14 protein-coding genes are annotated in these 16,541 nt (G+C 71.8%); 7 read left to right on the top strand and 7 right to left on the bottom strand.

The window, feature by feature from the left end; all coding sequences use genetic code 11:
* The 5 genes from ACFVYN_RS13060 to ACFVYN_RS13080 form a co-directional block, all read right to left on the bottom strand.
* The coding region (locus ACFVYN_RS13060) for a C40 family peptidase (protein WP_389996740.1) at positions 1–785 on the bottom strand (785 nt) is incomplete at its 3' end.
* Positions 786–881: 96 nt separating this feature from the next.
* A complete protein-coding gene (locus ACFVYN_RS13065) occupies positions 882–1,418 on the bottom strand; it encodes an RNA polymerase sigma factor (protein WP_389996743.1) in 537 nt (178 codons plus the stop codon).
* A 61-nt stretch (positions 1,419–1,479) separates the two neighbouring features.
* On the bottom strand, positions 1,480–2,145 hold the full coding sequence (locus ACFVYN_RS13070) for a M15 family metallopeptidase (protein ID WP_389996746.1): 666 nt from the start codon (positions 2,143–2,145) through the stop codon (positions 1,480–1,482).
* A gap of 131 nt (positions 2,146–2,276) precedes the next feature.
* On the bottom strand, positions 2,277–2,678 hold the full coding sequence (locus ACFVYN_RS13075; RefSeq protein WP_389996749.1) for a tetratricopeptide repeat protein: 402 nt from the start codon (positions 2,676–2,678) through the stop codon (positions 2,277–2,279).
* A complete protein-coding gene (locus tag ACFVYN_RS13080; RefSeq protein ID WP_389996752.1) occupies positions 2,678–3,955 on the bottom strand; it encodes a BTAD domain-containing putative transcriptional regulator in 1,278 nt (425 codons plus the stop codon). The genes ACFVYN_RS13075 and ACFVYN_RS13080 overlap by 1 nt, the downstream gene beginning before the upstream one ends.
* Before the next feature lie 493 nt (positions 3,956–4,448).
* Between ACFVYN_RS13080 and ACFVYN_RS13085 the strand changes: the two genes are divergently transcribed.
* Positions 4,449–5,489 carry a YbhN family protein gene (locus tag ACFVYN_RS13085; protein ID WP_389996755.1) on the top strand — a complete coding sequence of 347 codons (1,041 nt, stop codon included), beginning with the start codon at positions 4,449–4,451 and terminating at the stop codon, positions 5,487–5,489.
* A 36-nt stretch (positions 5,490–5,525) separates the two neighbouring features.
* On the opposite strand, the gene ACFVYN_RS13090 is transcribed toward ACFVYN_RS13085, so the two are convergent.
* Positions 5,526–6,290: a sugar isomerase domain-containing protein gene (locus ACFVYN_RS13090; protein WP_389996758.1), complete on the bottom strand. Its 765-nt coding sequence runs from the start codon at positions 6,288–6,290 to the stop codon at positions 5,526–5,528.
* A 124-nt stretch (positions 6,291–6,414) separates the two neighbouring features.
* Between ACFVYN_RS13090 and ACFVYN_RS13095 the strand changes: the two genes are divergently transcribed.
* The 6 genes from ACFVYN_RS13095 to ACFVYN_RS13120 all read left to right on the top strand — a co-directional run bounded on the left by ACFVYN_RS13095 (position 6,415) and on the right by ACFVYN_RS13120 (position 15,677).
* Positions 6,415–7,299, top strand: coding sequence for a MurR/RpiR family transcriptional regulator (locus tag ACFVYN_RS13095; protein WP_389996761.1), 885 nt, complete (start codon positions 6,415–6,417; stop codon positions 7,297–7,299).
* Positions 7,300–7,409: 110 nt separating this feature from the next.
* The gene (locus tag ACFVYN_RS13100) at positions 7,410–11,624 is read left to right on the top strand and encodes an NEW3 domain-containing protein (RefSeq protein WP_389996763.1); all 4,215 of its coding nucleotides are present in this window, start codon (positions 7,410–7,412) and stop codon (positions 11,622–11,624) included.
* Complete coding sequence (locus ACFVYN_RS13105; RefSeq protein WP_389996767.1) at positions 11,621–12,286, top strand: peptidyl-prolyl cis-trans isomerase; 666 nt, start codon at positions 11,621–11,623, stop codon at positions 12,284–12,286. The genes ACFVYN_RS13100 and ACFVYN_RS13105 overlap by 4 nt, the downstream gene beginning before the upstream one ends.
* Positions 12,287–12,403: 117 nt before the next feature.
* The gene (locus ACFVYN_RS13110) at positions 12,404–13,774 is read left to right on the top strand and encodes an extracellular solute-binding protein (protein WP_389996769.1); all 1,371 of its coding nucleotides are present in this window, start codon (positions 12,404–12,406) and stop codon (positions 13,772–13,774) included.
* Positions 13,774–14,796, top strand: coding sequence for a carbohydrate ABC transporter permease (locus ACFVYN_RS13115; RefSeq protein ID WP_389996772.1), 1,023 nt, complete (start codon positions 13,774–13,776; stop codon positions 14,794–14,796). Before ACFVYN_RS13110 ends, ACFVYN_RS13115 begins: the two co-directional genes overlap by 1 nt.
* Positions 14,793–15,677 (top strand): carbohydrate ABC transporter permease, encoded by an 885-nt coding sequence (locus ACFVYN_RS13120; protein WP_389996775.1) that lies wholly within the window; start codon positions 14,793–14,795, stop codon positions 15,675–15,677. Before ACFVYN_RS13115 ends, ACFVYN_RS13120 begins: the two co-directional genes overlap by 4 nt.
* On the opposite strand, the gene ACFVYN_RS13125 is transcribed toward ACFVYN_RS13120, so the two are convergent.
* On the bottom strand, positions 15,641–16,541 hold a 901-nt coding region (locus ACFVYN_RS13125), incomplete at its 5' end, for a glycoside hydrolase family 3 C-terminal domain-containing protein (protein ID WP_389996778.1). The two genes, ACFVYN_RS13120 and ACFVYN_RS13125, sit on opposite strands and share 37 nt — an antisense overlap.

The following is a 16,541-nucleotide window of genomic DNA, read 5'->3' on the forward strand; positions in this document are numbered from 1 at the left end:
GCCCAGGCGTCGTTGGTGTAGCCCTCGGCGGTCACGGTCTCCGCGTGCTGCTGGCACTGCACGGACACCTGGGTCGGTCCGGCGAAGGTGTCGACGACGGCGGAGCCCACGCTCGGCGACCGGTGCGTGCGCACGCCGGTGCCCCAGGTCTCGAAGACCGTGCCGCCGTTCGCGGGCGGCGGGACGGGGGTGCCGGAGCCGTTGATCCGGATCGCGCCCGCGTAGTCGCCGCCGGTGCGCACGGAGGTGACCCTGATGTGGGTGCCCGACTCGTACGCCTCGACCATCTGGCCGCCGCCCAGGTACATGGCGACGTGGTGGATGTGGCCGCTGCCCCAGAACATCAGGTCGCCCGGCAGCAGCGGAGCGGTGCCCTGACCGGCGGAGAACCGGGCGGTGGCCTGCGAGCTGTGGAACTGGTCGTCGGCCGTGCCGTTGAGCAGGTCCCTGCCGGTCGCCCGGTAGTAGGCGTACCGCATCAGGCCCGAGCAGTCGAAGCCCTTGCGCTCGCCGTCGTGGAGGCTGTCCGGGTCGGAGCCGTCGTAGTAGCCGTAGCTGGCGCCGGGCGTGGCCGCGTGGCCGCCGCCCCAGCTGTACCAGACGCCGATCTGCGAACATGCCGCGTCGACGGCGGCCTGTGCGGTGGCCGAGGCGCCGGACGCGAGGACACCGCAGGTGGCGTCCTGGGCGGCGTGGGCCGGGGCGGAGAAGAAGGCGGTGAGCGCCAGCGCCGAGGCGCCCAGGATCGCGCCGCTGGTCCGACGGCGCGTGCTGATGGTCTTCAAGGACTCTTCCTTAAGGTCGAGGTGACGAGGTGGCGTCAGCGGGATACCGGTGACACGGGCGGCACACCCCACCCCCGTGGGGGTGTGCCGCCCGGGCTAGTTGAGGAGGGCGGCACGCATCTTGGCGAGGCCGCGCAGGCGGTTGCGCTGGACCGTGCCGCGGTGGGCGCCGAGCCGCTCCCCGGCCGTATCGTGGGTGAGTCCCTCCAGGTCCACGAGGATCACCGCCGCGGCCTCCTTCTCGGAGAGCATGCCGAGCAGCGCGAGCGCCGTGGCGGAGGCCTCGTAGGAGTCGAGTCCGCCGTCCCAGCCGGCCTCCGGCAGCTGGTCCGTGGTGCGCTCGCGGCGGGAGGGGTGCTGCCAGGAGTCGCGCAGCAGGTTCAGGGCGACGGCGCAGGTGTAGGCGTACGGGTGCTGCTGCTGGGTCAGGCTCTGGGAGCGGGCCCGCCGGGAGAGCCGCAGATAGGTCTCCTGGAGCAGGTCGTCGGCGTCGTGCGGATTGCCCGTCAGTGCCAGCAGCCGTCGTCGCAGGCGTGGCATGTCGGCCGTGAAGGACGCGTCGAAGTCCCCCGGGCTCATCCGGTTGTCGGCCTCGCGCGGTGGTGGCGGACAGGTGGCATGGCTGTGGTGCATTTCTTTCCCCCTTGCGGTGATTCCTCGCGGCGGTCTTCGTGCGCTGTCCCGCTCCCGGTGGTCAGGCCGGAGGGCGGGGCGGGTCGGCGGGGCCGTAGCGGGCGGTGGGTACACGGCGCAGCAGGGCCCAGTACCGGTCGCCGTACGACCAGTGCCACCACTCGGTCGGGTAGTTGACGAACCCGGTCGCGGTCAGCACCCGCCCCAGCAGGGCCCGGTACTCGCGTGCCTCGGCACCGATGCCGGGCGCGTCGGTGCGGCAGGCGCCCGCGCTCTCCTCCGGGGTGGCGTTGACCTCCGTGCCGAGCGGCAGTTCGCGGCCCGCGTGGTCGCACAGGGTCAGGTCGACCGCGCCGCCGCTGACGTGCGGGGCGACCTCCGGCGGCGAGATGTACGCGCTCGCCAGTTCACGGATCCGCTCGGGAGCCGCGTCCGGGTGAGCGCGCCGCATGGTCGCCGCGTACTGCTCGAAGTACCGGCGCTGGAGGTCGGGCGGCCGGTACCCCTCCACCACCAGCAACCGGATCCCCGTGGGCAGCAGCCGCTGGGCCCGAACGAGCCGCCGCAGCGCGCCGGCCCTCAGATGGGCGTAGCTGCCCTCGTCGTCGGCCTGCCGGGGATCGAGGAGCAACTGCCCCTCGTCCCGCAGATCGACGAGCGGTTCCCCGCACTCGTCGGGCGTCACCGCGGCGACCCTGGGGTCCGCGAGCGTGATGATGTCTGTCACGGGAAGAGCGTCTCGGGGTCCTCTGCAAATGCTCTGCAGATCGCCTGCAGGCACCGGACCGAGGGTCTGCAACCGACATCGCGGCACCCGCATCCCGCCCTACGCCTGCTCCCGCCGACACCCGCTCCCGCCTACGCCCGCTCCCGTGCCTCCCGGTCTCGTGTCTCCCGCTCCCGTGCTTCCCGCGCCCCCGATTCCCGGAAGACACGCATCGCCTCGGCACGGGCCCCGGCAGCCGCGCCCGTCTCCCCGGCGGTCTCCCATACCTGCGCCAGATCCCACAGCGTCCGCGCCCGCCACAGCGGAAGCCGCAACGCCTCCCACAGCGACAGCGCCCGCTCCAAGGGGTCCCGTGCGCTCCCGGCGTCACCGGCGGCCAGCTGCCACTCCCCCAGCGTCCGCAGCACCAGCGCCTCGCCGAACCGGTCCTGCCGCTCCCGGGCCAGCTCCAGACATCGCCCGAGCCGTTCGCGCGACGCGTCCAGGAGGCCGAGCCTGAGTTCCACCTTCGCCAGCGACTGCTCCGTGTACATCACGCCGAGCGTGTCGTGGAGGTCGGTGAAGACCCGCAACACGTCCCGCAGCAGCCGCTCGGCGTCCCGGTACTCGCCCTCCGCCCGGTGGCACAGGGCGACCGCGCGCAGCACCAGTGCCTCGCCGTGCCGGTCGCCCTCCGCCCGGTACAGCTCCAGGTACGGCCGGGCTCGTCGACGCGGCCCAGCAGCGAGACGGCCCAGTCGATCTGCTCGGAGCGGCCGACGAAGTCGGCGATGTCCGGGGGGAGATGGGAGGGCGCGGGCCGTGCATGCGTGCCGGGGCGTGTGCCGGCGGCGGCCGCCGGGTCCGTGGCCCGCTGCCGGGCCCGCGAGAGCCCGTCCGCGTCCTGGGCCGACGGCCGGGAGCCGGTGCCGTGCGGCGAGGAGGCGGCGGGGGGCCGGGGCCCGGTGCTGTGCGGTGCGGCGGCATGGGGCGCGGGACGGGTTCCGTGCGGCGAGGAGGCGTGGGGCCCGGACTCGGTGGAGAGCAGCGAGGAGCCACGGGGACCCGGGCCGGGACCGAGCAGGGCGGGGTCGTTGGTGAGGACGGCCTTGTGCAGTGTCCGCAGTTCCGGCCCGGCGTCGATGCCCAGCTCCTCCCGCAGGACCTCGCGGCCCTCCTGGTAGGTACGCAGGGCGTCGGAGACGCGTCCGGTGCGGAACAGGGCGGTCATCAGCTGGCCGCGCGGCCGTTCCCGGAGGGGGTGGGCGGCGACGTGCGCGAGCAGGGGGGCGATCGTGCGGTCCGCGCGGCCGAGTTCCAGCTGGAGGCCGAAGGACTCCTCCTGGGCGACCAACCGCAGTTCGGCGAGCCGGGCCGCCTCGATCCGGGCGAAGGACTGGCCCAGCCCTTCGAGAGCCTCCTGCCCCCGCCACAGCCCCAGCGCCTCGGACAGCAGCTCGGCGGCCTCGCCCGCGCGGCCCGCGGCGGCCTCGGCCCGGCCCGACGTGAGCAGTTCCTCGAAGCGGCGGGCGTCGACCTGGGCTGCGTCGAGGTCGGCGACGTATCCCGGCGGCCGGGTGCGGATCACCTCCGCCTCGCCGACGCGGGCCAGGGCGCGGCGTACCGCGGAGACATGGGTGGCGACGAGGGCGCTGGCGGTGGCGGGCGCCTGCTCGTCCCAGACACAGTCCACGAGCCGTTCCGTGGAGAGCACCTCGCCCAGGTGGACCACGAGTGCGGACAGGACCGCCAGGGGTCTGACCCCGCCGAGCGGGGCCCGCAGGTTCCCCTCCCACACCTCCACCGGACCGAGAAGACGTACCTGGAGCATCGTTCCCCGATCGCCGTACCGCCCGCCCCACGGATGCGTGTTCGACGATATCGACGGGCAGTGTCAGCGGATGACGGGATCGGGGCGGCCCTGGCCGGATCCGGCCGGCCGGTCACCGTACCGCGTCCCCTGAACCAGGCCTCGTACCGGTGTGGGGATACCGAACTCCGGGCTTCCCCGCCGAACGCCTGTTGGCCGGAATTCGACCGCGCGCAGAGTTACTCCTCCCCTGAGGGACGGCCGGCCGGGGGCGCTCGTATGAGGGCTCTGCGATATTTCTCGTATTTCTCGCGCCGCACCTCGCTGCTTCCGACCGCCGGGTCCGCCCCACGCCGCCCCACCCTGTGCCGCCCACCCGCCCGCGCTCCTTCGGCTGCCGGACATTTGAACGTCACGCCGAGTGGGCACGTTTCCCTCGTCCTCTCTGCATCGCCTTGCCTCCGTCATGCCCCGTGTCCCGCACGGGGCATGACGCGAAAGGACGACGTGCGCCGTGTCCCTGCTTCCGCTCGAAGGTCCCCCGGGTCCGCTCCCCGCCCCCGCCCCGGCCCCGCTCCCGATCAGCGCACCGGCTCCCGCTCCCGCCGCCTGCCGCCGCTCCCTGAGCCGCCTCACCCGCCGTCTGCTCACCGCGCTCCCCCTCCTGTTCATCGGCGTCTGGGCGGTGCTGGACCGGCGTGCCCTGTACGACGGCGCCGCGCGGCTGGCCTCGGCGGATCCCGGCTGGCTGCTCGTCGGGTTCTGCTACACGTGCCTGGGCTGGATCTCCGCCTCCGTCGTACGGCAGGGCGCGCTGCCCGAGCGGCTGCCGACGGGGCTCCTGGTCGCCTCGCAGTTCGCCGCCGGCGCCGCCAACCACGTACTGCCGGCGAGCCTCGGCGCCCACGCCGTCACCCTGCGCTTCCTTCGCGGGCAGGGCGTCCCGCTGGCCCGCGCCACCGCCTCACTCGCCCTGTACACGCTGGTCAGGCCGATCGCCAAGACGCTCGTCCTGATCGGCTTCGTGGTCGCCCTGCCCGGCCTGCTGCGGCTCGGTGATCTCGTCCCGGACCGGCGCGTGCTGTTCCTGCCCCTGGTGGCCGCGGGACTCGGACTCGGCGCGACGCTGCTGCTGTTGACCCTCGTCCGCCCGCTGCGCCGCCCGGCGGTCACGTTCGTGCGCACCGCCCTGACCGACGCCCGCCAGCTGCACACCATGCCCAGCCGGGTCCTCGCCCTGTGGGGCGGCGCGGCCGCCGCGCCGCTGCTCCAGGCGAGCGTGATCCACGCGGTCGGCGCCTCGCTCGGGGTGACGCTGTCCTGGGCGCAGGTCGCGTTCGCGTTCCTCGCCGCGAGCAGCGCGGTCGGGTCCGTGCCCGCGCCCGGCGGCATCGGGCCGGTGGACGCGGCCATGGTCTTCACCCTCGCCGTCTACGGCGTCCCGGTGAGCCTCGGCACGGCGACCCTCATCGGCTACCGCGTCCTGACGGTGTGGCTGCCGCTGCTGCCCGGGGTGCTGTGCATGTCGGCCCTGGTGCACCGAAAGGCCCTTTGAACAAGGCCCTTTGAACACCTGGCGGCACCACAACGCCTAAGTCGCCGTACGCCGCACCCGCCCCGCGTACTTCTTCTCCAGCTCCAGGTTCCCCTCGAACCCACCCGGCACGTTGGCCGACACGTAAACCGGCGGCCGCTCACCCGCGGCAAGCAGCAGCCCCGAAGCCTCCGCGACAGCCATCTGCACCAGCATCACCCCGGTCAGTGTGGACAGCGCCCCCACCGCCCCACCCCCCGGCAGCGCCAGCAGCGCGTCCCCGACCGGAGCCGCGTTGTCCAGCACCACGTCCGCCAGGTCCACGAGCTTCTTCCCGCTCGCGTGTCCCGCGGGCACCGCCCCCGTGTGCGTGAGGGACGTGATGGCGAGGATCTTGTGCCCCCGCTCCTTGGCATGCAGCGCCATCTCCACGATGACGTTGTTGACACCGGAGTTGGAGATGATCACGAAGAGGTCCCCGGGCCGGGGAGCGGCGAGGTCGTACAGGCGCACGGCCACCCCCGGCTCACGCTCCAGCAGCGGGTCGTCGAGCACGCTCGGCGCGGCACCGCCGTAGAGGACCAGGTCGGACATCTGGAGCCGGTTCGTGGGTACCAGGCCGCCCGCGCGGCCTGCGACCTCCAGGACCATCGCCTGGGAGTGGCCGGTACCGAAGGCGTGGATCACACCGTCGGCACGGATGCAGTCGGCGATCAGTTCGGCGGCGCGGCGCACGTCCTCGCGGGCGGCCTCGGTGACACGGCGGAGGACCTCCAGGCTCTGTTCGGCGAAGCCCTGGGCGCTGACTGACTCGACGGACACGCGACACTCCCCACTGATGGATGAAACCACCATACAATCATCAGTGATTGAATTAACAAACCACGTCCAGAGTTGGTCCTGGTATTCACTGAACGGCTCCAAGGGTGGCTGTTACCTTCTTTCCATGCCTCCGACCGACGTCACCACACTGATCCGCACCGAGCTGCCCCGGCTGCCCGGATCCCTGCGGAAAGTGGGCGAGCTGATCCTGGAGGATCCGGCCGCCGTCACCCACTGCTCCGCCGCCGAGCTGGGCCGCCGCACCGGGACCTCGCAGGCCACGGTGACCCGGTTCTGCCGCGCCGTCGGACTCGACTCCTACCAGCATCTGCTGATCGAGCTGGCCCAGGAGCGCGGCCGCGGCGAGGTCTCCGACTGGGGGTCGGCCGAGATCGGTCCCGACATCTCCCCGGACGACAGTCTGGAGCGGGTCGTCCAGGTGGTCGGCAGCGCGGACCTGCGCGCGATCCAGCAAACGATCGAGCGCATCGACCTCGACTCCCTGGAGCGCGCCGCCCAGGCGCTGGCCAAGGCCCGCCGCATCGACGTGTACGGCGTCGGCGGCAGCGGTGCGGTCGCCCAGGAGACCGAGACCCGGCTGTTCCGCATCGGCTGCCAGGTCCGCAGCTGGACCGAGGTGCACGGCGCGGCCACCTCCGCGGCCCTGCTCACCCCGGCCGACGTGGCCATCGGCATCTCGCACTCGGGCGCCACCCGCGAGACCCTCGAACCCTTCGAGATGGCCAAGGAGCGGGGCGCGACCGCCATCGCCATCACCACCGACCCGCGCTCCCCGCTGGCCAGGGCCGCCGACATCCGGCTCATCTCCGCGACCTCGGAGACCAGTTTCCGCACCGGCAGCATCGGCGGCCGGCACTCCGTCCTGATGATCGTCGACTGCCTCTACGTCCGGGTCGGCCAGGTCGCCTACCAGCGGGCCAGCGCCTCCCTCGCGCTCACCGACCACATCACCCCGCAGCACGCGGTGAAGGCCCGCCGCACACGTTGACCGCCGGCGATCATGCATGGATGAACCACCGAGATAACACAATGATGGTTGTTTGAATCATCCTCTCGGTGCCAGGATGGGGCTCCCCCGAGTCATCTCGTAGGAGCCCCATGCGCGTCACCTCTGTTGAGTCGACCGAGCTGTTCGTCGGTACCCCCGAGCAACCGCTCCAGGTGGTGTCGGCCGGGATCGAGCACCTCCCGGGCCGCTCGGTCCGGGTGACGGTCGGGGGACGCGGCACCGGGGAGAGCGTCGTCACCGTCGGCGAGGACGGCACCGTACGCGCCGAGATACCCGTGACCGGCGCCGGCGGGCCGATCACGGTCACCGCGACCGACGGAGACCACACCGCGACCGCCGGCGGGGAGTTCACGGTCGCCGAGCCCGGCTGGACCATGTTCATGGTCAGCCACTTCCACTACGACCCCGTCTGGTGGAACACGCAGGCCGCCTACACCGAGACCTGGGACGTCATTGACGACCCCGCCTCCACCGGCCTGCCCGCCCGCCCCTTCGGCTACCCCGGCGACTCCGGGATGAGCCTGGTGCGGGCCCACAGCGATCTGGCCCGGCGCGACCCGGCGTACACCTTCGTGCTCGCCGAGGTCGACTACCTCAAGCCCTACTGGGACGCCTTCCCCGAGGAGCGCGCCTTCCTGCGCGAACTGATCCGCACCGGGCGCGTCGAGCTCATGGGCGGCACCTACAACGAGCCGAACACCAACCTCACCGGCGCCGAGGCGACCGTACGCAACGCGCTGTACGGCGACGGGTTCCAGCGCGGGATCATGGGGGCGTCCCCGCAGACCGCCTGGCAGTTGGACGCGTTCGGACACGATCCGCAGTTCCCGGGGCTGATGGCGGACGCGGGGGTGACCTCCAGTTCGTGGGCGCGCGGGCCTCACCACCAGTGGGGGCCGACGATGTCGGTGTTCGGGGAGGAGCCGCGCGATCCCGGGCGGCTGCAGTTCCCGGCCGAGTTCGAGTGGATCGCCCCCTCGGGACGCGGGCTGCTGACCGCGTACATGGTCAACCACTACGCCGCCGGCTGGGCGATCGACAGCGCGCCCGCCCTGCCCGAGGCCGAGGCCGCCGCCCTCAAGCTGTTCCAGGGACTGAAGAAGGTCGCGCTCACCCGCAATGTGCTGCTCCCGGTCGGCGGGGACTACGCGCCGCCGTGCCGCTGGGTGATGGACATCCACCGGGACTGGAACGCCCGTTACGTCTGGCCGAGGTTCGTCTCCGGCATCCCGCGGGACTTCTTCGCCGCCGTACGCGCCGAGTTGGCGGCCGAGCGCCGCAGGGCCTCACCCCAGACCCGGGACATGAACCCGATCTACACCGGCAAGGACGTCTCCTACATCGACACCAAGCAGGCCCAGCGGTACGGCGAGACGCTGCTCGCCGACGCGGAGGCCTGGGCGACCCTCGCCTCCCTCGTCACCGGGCACCCCTATCCGGACGCCGCCCTCGACAAGGCGTGGCGGCAGCTCGTCTACGGCGCCCACCACGACGCCGTCACCGGCTCCGAGTCGGACCAGGTGTACATCGATCTCCTCACCGGCTGGCGGGAGTTGGCCGACCTCGCCGAGACCGTGCACGCCGACGCGACCAAGGCGCTGGCCGACCGGGTCGAGCCGGGCACCGGTCCCGACCTGGTGGTCTTCAACTCCGCCACCTGGGAACGGCAGGACGTGCTGACCGTCGACGACCCGGGCCTGGTACCGGTCGGCGACGACTTCCAGCCGCTGCCCGCCGTACGCGAGAAGGACGGCACCCTGCGGGTCGTCGTCCCGCAGGTACCCGGCATGGGCCTCAAGTCCCTTCCGCTCGCGGCCGGTTCACTCCCCGAGTGGACCTCCGGCGAGGGCACGGCCATTCGCAACGAGTTCTACGAGGTGACGGTCGACCCCGCGCGCGGCGGCACCGTGAACAGCCTGCGCGCCCTGGCCGAGGGCGGCCGGGAACTGCTGCCCGCCGGTGACATCGGCAACGAGCTGGTCGTCCAGGAGGAGTACCCGAGGCACCCGCGCTTCGGCGAGGGCCCCTGGCACCTCACCCCGACCGGCACGACCGCCGCGCGCAGCCGGGACGTGAGCGCGGACATCGAGGTCGAGCACTCCCCGGCCGGGTCCCGGATCACCGTCCGCGCCGACCTCGGCGTCTTCGCGTACACGCAGCAGCTGACCCTCTGGACGGGCGTCGACCGCCTCGACATCACCACGACGATCGACGGCTACGACGGCGCCGACCGCCTCATCCGGGTCCGCTGGCCCTCCGACGTGCGGGGTGGCTTGCCCGTGCACGAGGTCGCCGACGCGGTCATCGGGCGGGGGTTCGGGTTCGTGGAGGTGGACAGCGAGCGGTTCCCGTGGACGCTGGACAACCCGGCCAACACCTGGTTCGCACTGGGATCAACGGCACGGGTGGCCCTGCGGGACGACTCCGGCGCCCTGTTGGGCCAACGGTCCATCGGGGTGGCCGAGTTGGTCTACGCCGACTGGGACGAGGCGGGTGAGCTGGGCACCCCGCTCGCGGCGGCCCTGGTCCGCGCGGGCGTCACCGCGACCTCGACCATCGCGGGCGGCCCCCGCTACGGCGACCTCGAGGTCGACTCCAACCTTCCCGACATCCGGATCGCCGTCGGCGGCCCCGAGCGCAACTCCCTGGTCGCCGAGGCGCTCGCCATGGACCCGGCCGCCCGCCGTGAGCTGCGCCGCCAGATCGACGAGCGGGGCGTGGCGGCCGTGTGGGTCGCGCCGCGCGCCTCCCTGCGCGAGGAGTGGGTGCCCGGCGCCGACCTGCGCGACCTGGAGCGGCTGCCGCTGCTGGTGATCGCGGGGGCCGACCCCGCCGGTGACGCCAAGGCGGTCGACGCGCTGGTCACCGACCTGGACGACTTCACCGTCACGGCCACGGCGGCAGGCGGCGGCGAGGCTCTCCCGCCCGGTGACGCCTGGGACGGGCGCGGGTTCGCGGTGCTGAACCGGGGCACTCCCGGCTGTGTGGTCACCACCTCCGGCGACCTCTACATGTCCCTGATGCGCTCCTGCACCGGCTGGCCGTCCGGCGTCTGGATCGACCCGCCCAGCCGCACGGCCCCCGACGGCTCGGGCTTCCAGCTCCAGCGCTGGTCGCACACCTTCGAGTACGCGGTCGTCGCGGGCGAGGGCGACTGGCGGGACCTCCAACTTCCGGCACGTGGACATGAGTTCAACCATCCGCTCACGGCCCGGTTGCGCGCCGGGAGCGAGTCCGCACTCCTGCCCCGCCGGACCTCCCTGCTGGAGGTGGAACCGGCCCGCGAGGTGCTCCTCGACGCCTTCAAGCCGTTGGGCTCCCCGCTGGCCAGGGGCAGCGCGGCTCCCGCGGATCCGGGGCGCGGAGTCGTCGTCCGCGTGCACGAGGTGAACGGGCGGCCGGTGCGGGCGCGGGTGCGCGGTCCGGTCGCCTGGACCGAGGGCGCCCGGGCGGACGTACTGGAAAGGCCCGGGGAGTCCCTGCTCCCGGACGGCGAGGGGGCACTGGAGACCGCGCTCACCGGCTTCGAGGTGGCCACCGTCCTGGCCGCACCCCCGCTGGCACCCGAGCCGACGACCGACCCCGGCGTCGCCGCCCACGAGCCCGCCCAGCCCGTCCACACCCGCTACTGGCTGCACAACTCCGGCCCCGCCCCACGCGGCAACATGCCGGTGTCCGTCCACCTCTCCCCCACCGCGCTCACCGCGAGCGGCCCCGTCACCGCCACGGTCCGGATCAGCTCCGAGCTCACGGACACGTCGGCGAACGGCACGGTGGCCCTCGACGTGCCGCCCGGCTGGTCCGTCGAGCCCCTCCAACTGCCGTACGCGCTCGGGCCCGGCGGCTTCTCGCTGGCCGAGGTGACGGTGACACCGCCACCGGGCGCCGAGCCCGGCCGGCACTGGCTCACGGCCCGGCTGCCGTACGGCGGCCAGCTGTACGAGGACGTCGTGGGCCTCGACGTACCAGGCGGACCGCCTCCGGGGCGGGGCCTGGTGTGCGACCTGGCCGCCGACCGGGTCACCCTGCGCGGAGATGAGCGGGCTCAGGTTCCGGTGAGCCTGCGCAACACCACCCGGGGCCCGGTCGGCGGTCAGCTGTGGGCGGTGTCGCCCTGGGGCACGTGGCAGGGGGTGGGGCCGGGACTGCAGGGCTTCACGGTGCCGGGCGGGGAGCAGCGGGAGTTCGTGATCGAGCTGGACGGTTCGTCGATCCCCCCGGGCGCGTACTGGCTCATGGCGAAGGCCGCGTGGCACGGCCAGGTGGCGTACACGAGGGCGATCCCCCTGGAGGTGACTGCGTGACGCCGGAACACGCGGCACTGATAGATGGCGAACCACTCCCGACAGCACGGGTGAACGCCTTCCTGGAAGCGCCCTTCAGGGGCGCGGGGAACGGCGCGACCAGCCACAACGAACCCGAACCCGCCCGACGACAGACCGAACCCCCCTCCGTCGCGAGACAACGCCGCCGCTGGGCCACCCAAGTGATCGTCACCGACGAACTCGCCCGAAGGGCCTGCGCAGACCGTGGCCTGCGCATACCGGAAGAGGCGTCACCCGCCTCCGTCCTGGCCGTCGCCGAGACAGACGTGGCGGACCTCGGCAGCATCGTCGCCGCAGCCCTCGCCCACTCCCCCGCCGCCCGCACCCTCCTCGCCGCCCTGGAAGCCGAACAGAGGGTCCCGGAGGCGGCCGTACGGGACTACTACGACCGCAACCGGGACCGTTTCCTCACCCCGGACGCCCTCAGGCGTGGCGTGGACCCCTTCGGGGAGACGGCGGCACCGCAGGATCTCCAGCCGTACGAAGACGTCCGCGACGGCATCGCACGCGAGCTGCGGCAAGCGGCGGGCCGACGCGCCTTCTTCGGCTGGTTGGACCAGGCACGCCACGGTGTGATCTACACCCACGGGCACGAGCACCCCGGCGACCCCTCGCACCCGGACCACGAACACCGGCACTGATCTCGTACGGAACCTAAACGCAACACAGGAAACCATTGACCTCCGATGAATTCTGGTCCACCTTTTCATCAACCGGAGTCGGAGTTGGTTCATTGAACCAGCCGTGGAGGGCATCACATGAGTGCAAAGAGACTGACCCGCACCCTGACCTGTATCGCCGTTCTGTCCCTCGCGGCCACCGGCTGCGGCCTCGGCGGCGGATCCGACAGCGGTGCCGCCACCGCCGGCGGCTGCAAGGTCGACAAGGGAAACGTCGGGTCGGGCAAGCTCACCGGCGAGGTCAAGGGCAGCATCACCTTCCAGACGACCAACCTGAAGAAAGACTTCGGGGCCTTCTTCAACGGAGTGATCAAGGATTTCGAGAAGGCCCACCCCGGCACCGAGGTGAAGTGGATCGACGACCCCGGTGACGCCACGTTCAGCCAGCGCACGGTTGCCGACGCCCAGGCCTGCACGTTGCCGGACGTCCTCAACACCGACTCCCCGACCGCGACTTCGCTCACCAAGGCCGGCTACCTGCTCGACCTCGGCGTCAAGGACCCCGACGCCTCGAAGCCGTTCGTGCCGGCCTTCTGGAAGTCGAGCGTGATGAAGGATTCCTCGGGCGCCTCGGTGCACACGGTGCTGCCCTGGTACACCGGCGGCGTCCTGCTGACGTACAACACCGATCTGCTGAAGCAGGCGGGCGTCGACCCGGCCAAGCCGCCGACCACGATCTTCGGGCTGTTCGCCGACTACGAGAAGGTCGCCAAGGCGGCCAAGGGCACGTTCTACGCGACGATGGCCAACCCGGTGTGGCGGATCCCGGCCGACTGGGACCAGATGAACATCAGAACGCTCTCCGCCGACGGCAAGTCCGCCGTCTTCGCCGACGATCCGCGCACGGTCCAGTGGGTCGAGTGGATGGCCAAGCTGTACAAGGAGGGCGCGATGCCGAAGGACTCGCTGTCCTCCAGCAACGACCCCTCCACCCTCTACAGCCAGGGCAAGGTCGCCTACGGTTCGACCAACCCGAGCTTCGTGCGGTTCGTGAAGCAGAACAGCCCGTCGGTCTACGACAAGACGGCCGTCGGCCAGCAGCCCTTCGACGCGCTCGGCCACACCACCGCCGCCCCGCAGTACATCGCGACCGCGGCGACCAGCAAGAACGCCCCCACGGCCCTGGCGTTCGCGAAGTTCCTGACCAACGCCCGGAACCAGACCGCCTGGTGCAAGGACCCGAACGTGGTGATCTTCCCGACCACCTCGGCCTCGCTGGACGACCCGTTCTTCCAGAAGGTCACCGGTGACGACCCGTTCGCCCAGGCCCGCAAGCTGGTCGCCGAGCAGCTGAAGACGGCGACCGCCTACCAGACCAACATCTCCTCGGCCGTGCAGAACGCCATAGTCGGCCAGGTGCAGCTCGCCATGCAGGGCAAGAAGAGCGCGGCGGACGCGGTCAAGGACGCCCAGGAGAAGGCGAACGAGCTGCTGAAGCAGAGCAGCTGATGGCGGCGACGCACACCACGCAGCCGGTGTCCGTGCCCGGTACGGAGCGCACTGTCTCCGTGCCGGGCCCGGCCCCGTCCCGTGCCCGTCGCATCGCCAGGGCCGTCCTGCCGGGGCCCGCCCCGGGCGCCAACGGGGCGGCCATGTACCGCCGTTGGTGGCTGCCGTGGCTGTGGACCGCGCCCGCGATCGCCTGCGCGGTGATCTTCGGGGTGTTCCCGTTCCTCAACACGGTCCTGCTGTCGTTCACCGACGCCAAGCCGCTGGGGGGCGCGTCGAGTTTCGTCGGGCTCGACAACTACACGCGGATGCTGGACGACTCGGACTTCTGGCTCGCGACCCGCAACAGCATCCTGTACGCGCTGATCGTCGTACCGCTGATGGTGCTGCTGCCCCTGCTCCTCGCCGTACTGGTGGAGAAGAACCTGCCGGGCATCGGCTTCTTCCGGTCCGCCTTCTACACTCCGGTGCTGGCCTCCAGCGTGGTCGTGGGTCTGAGCTGGCAGTGGCTGCTGGCCGACGACGGACTGGTCAACACCTGGCTGCAGAAAGCCCACTTGATCAGGTCGGCCATCCCCTTCCTCTCCGACTCCTGGCTGATCCTGCTGTCCGCGATGGGCCTGACGCTGTGGAAGGGCCTCGGCTGGTACATGGTGTTCTACCTGGCCGCCCTCGGGAACGTCCCCAAGGAGCTCCACGAGGCCGCCGCCATGGACGGCGCCGGCGCGGCCCGCCGCTTCTGGCACATCACCGTGCCCGGCGTACGGCAGGCCATGATGCTCGTCGGCACCCTCACCGGCATCGGCTCGCTCAGGGTGTTCACCGAGATCTACATGCTCGGCAGCTCCACCGGCGGCCCCGGCGGCGCCGACCGCACCCTGCCGTTCTACATCCGGGACGTCGGCCTGGACCCCCTCACCGGAAACGCCGGCTACGGCTCGGCCGTCAGCGTGGCCCTGTTCCTGCTGACGCTGGGGCTGACCCTGCTGGCGCAGCGCCTGACGAAGGAGGACGAGGCATGACGACGACCGCTGTCGCCCCCAAGCGCCGCCGCCTGGTGCCGCGTTGGCGGGACTACGGCCGCCCCCGCGAGCTGGTCGTCCGCTATCTGCTGCTGTTCCTGGTCCTCGGCCTCACCGTGGGCCCGCTGCTCTGGCAGTTGCTGGCCTCCCTGAAGAGCACCGGCGAGGACGTCTTCGGCTCCAACGCCACTTTGCTGCCCCACCATCCGACCCTGCGGGCCTACCGGACCGTCTTCGACCAGGTGCCGGTGGGCACGTACATCAAGAACAGCCTGATCGTGGTCGCCCTGTCGGTCACCAGCCAGCTGGTGTTCTCCACCACCGCCGGCTACATGCTCTCCAAGCCCGGCTGGAAGGGTCGCAGGGCGGTCTGGGTGGTGTTGATCGCCTCGATGATGTTCCCCTTCGAGTCGATCATGGTCTCGCTGTTCCTGAGCATCCGGGACATGGGCCTGGTCGACAGCCTGGCCGGGGTGTGGCTGCCCGGCTTCGTCGGCGCCATCAACGTCCTCCTCATGCGCGGCGCGTTCCTCGCGGTCCCGCGCGAGATCGAGGACTCGGCCATGCTCGACGGCGCGAACGAGTGGCAGCGCTTCCGGCACCTGTATCTGCCGTCCGCGTGGGGCGCGATCCTGGTGGTCGTCATCAACACCTTCATCAGCGCCTGGGACGACTTCCTGTGGCCGCTGATCGTGCTGCGCTCCGAGAGCAACATGACGCTGACACTGGGGCTTTCGCGCCTGCAGAGCTCGTCGTTCGGCTACGACCAGCGGATGGTCATGGCCGGTTCGGTGATCTCCGTGGTCCCGGTTCTGGTGCTGTTCGTGATCACCCAGCGGTGGTTCTACAAGGGCGTGTCGTCGGGGGCCGTCAAACTCTGACCCGGGGCTCCGAGCGCCTCCCGGGCGGACGCGGCGACCCTGATCTCGACGGTGCCGTCGAGGCCTTCCAGGGACAGGGACAGCGTCACCGTACGGCGCTCGCCCGGCGCCAGGCTCACACCCTCGAACGCGCACAGTTCGAGGGTGCGCGGCCAGGTGCGGGTGATCAGCCGGCGCAGATAGACCTGGACGACCGAACGCCCGTACCGCCGACCGGTGTTGGTGACCTCCACCTCGACCGTGCGTCCCGTGAGGCGTGGCTCGCCGTACGCGAAGCTCGTGTACGACAGCCCGTGCCCGAAGGAGTACCGCGCCTCGGCGCTCTCGTCGACGTATCCGCCGTACTCGGTGTCCTTGTGGTTGTAGTGGACGGGGAGTTGGGCCGCCGAGCGGGGAACGGACACCGGCAGGTGGCCCGCCGGTTCCGCGAGTCCGAGCAGCACCTCGGCGATCGCCTCGCCGCCCCACGGGCCGGGATACCAGGCGGTGAGCAGGGCGGGCGCCGTGTCCGGCAGCACGTGCGGGCGCCCCTGGACCAGCACGACCGCGGTCGGGGTGCCGGTCGCCACCACGGCGTCCAGCAGCGCGTACTGGGCGGCTCCCAGCCGCAGCCCGGCGAGGTCGACGCCCTCGCCGCAGGTCATCTCGGACACCGCCGTGCGCGCGGCCCCGTTGGCGTCGAACTCGGTCTCCGGGGTACGGGCGCTGCTGCCGCCCAGCACCAGCACGGCGAGGTCGGACGCGGCGGCCAGGGCGATCGCCGCCGGGATGCCGGAGAGGTCGTCACCGGTGAGGGAACAGCCCTGGGCGTGGCGGATGTCGAGGCCGGGCGGGGCGAGCCTGCGCAGGGCGTCGAGGACGCTG

It is taken from the genome of Streptomyces sp. NPDC058307 (assembly GCF_042880295.1).
Classification (GTDB): Bacteria; Actinomycetota; Actinomycetes; order Streptomycetales; family Streptomycetaceae; genus Streptomyces.

Coding starts and splice junctions, on each gene's coding strand:
- ACFVYN_RS13115 (WP_389996772.1), top strand. CDS start 13,774: ATGGCGGCGACGCACACCACGCAGCCGGTGTCCGTGCCCGGTACGGAG.
- ACFVYN_RS13100 (WP_389996763.1), top strand. CDS start 7,410: ATGCGCGTCACCTCTGTTGAGTCGACCGAGCTGTTCGTCGGTACCCCC.
- ACFVYN_RS13080 (WP_389996752.1), bottom strand. CDS start 3,955: ATGCTCCAGGTACGTCTTCTCGGTCCGGTGGAGGTGTGGGAGGGGAAC.
- ACFVYN_RS13095 (WP_389996761.1), top strand. CDS start 6,415: ATGCCTCCGACCGACGTCACCACACTGATCCGCACCGAGCTGCCCCGG.
- ACFVYN_RS13120 (WP_389996775.1), top strand. CDS start 14,793: ATGACGACGACCGCTGTCGCCCCCAAGCGCCGCCGCCTGGTGCCGCGT.
- ACFVYN_RS13075 (WP_389996749.1), bottom strand. CDS start 2,678: ATGTACACGGAGCAGTCGCTGGCGAAGGTGGAACTCAGGCTCGGCCTC.
- ACFVYN_RS13065 (WP_389996743.1), bottom strand. CDS start 1,418: ATGCACCACAGCCATGCCACCTGTCCGCCACCACCGCGCGAGGCCGAC.
- ACFVYN_RS13110 (WP_389996769.1), top strand. CDS start 12,404: ATGAGTGCAAAGAGACTGACCCGCACCCTGACCTGTATCGCCGTTCTG.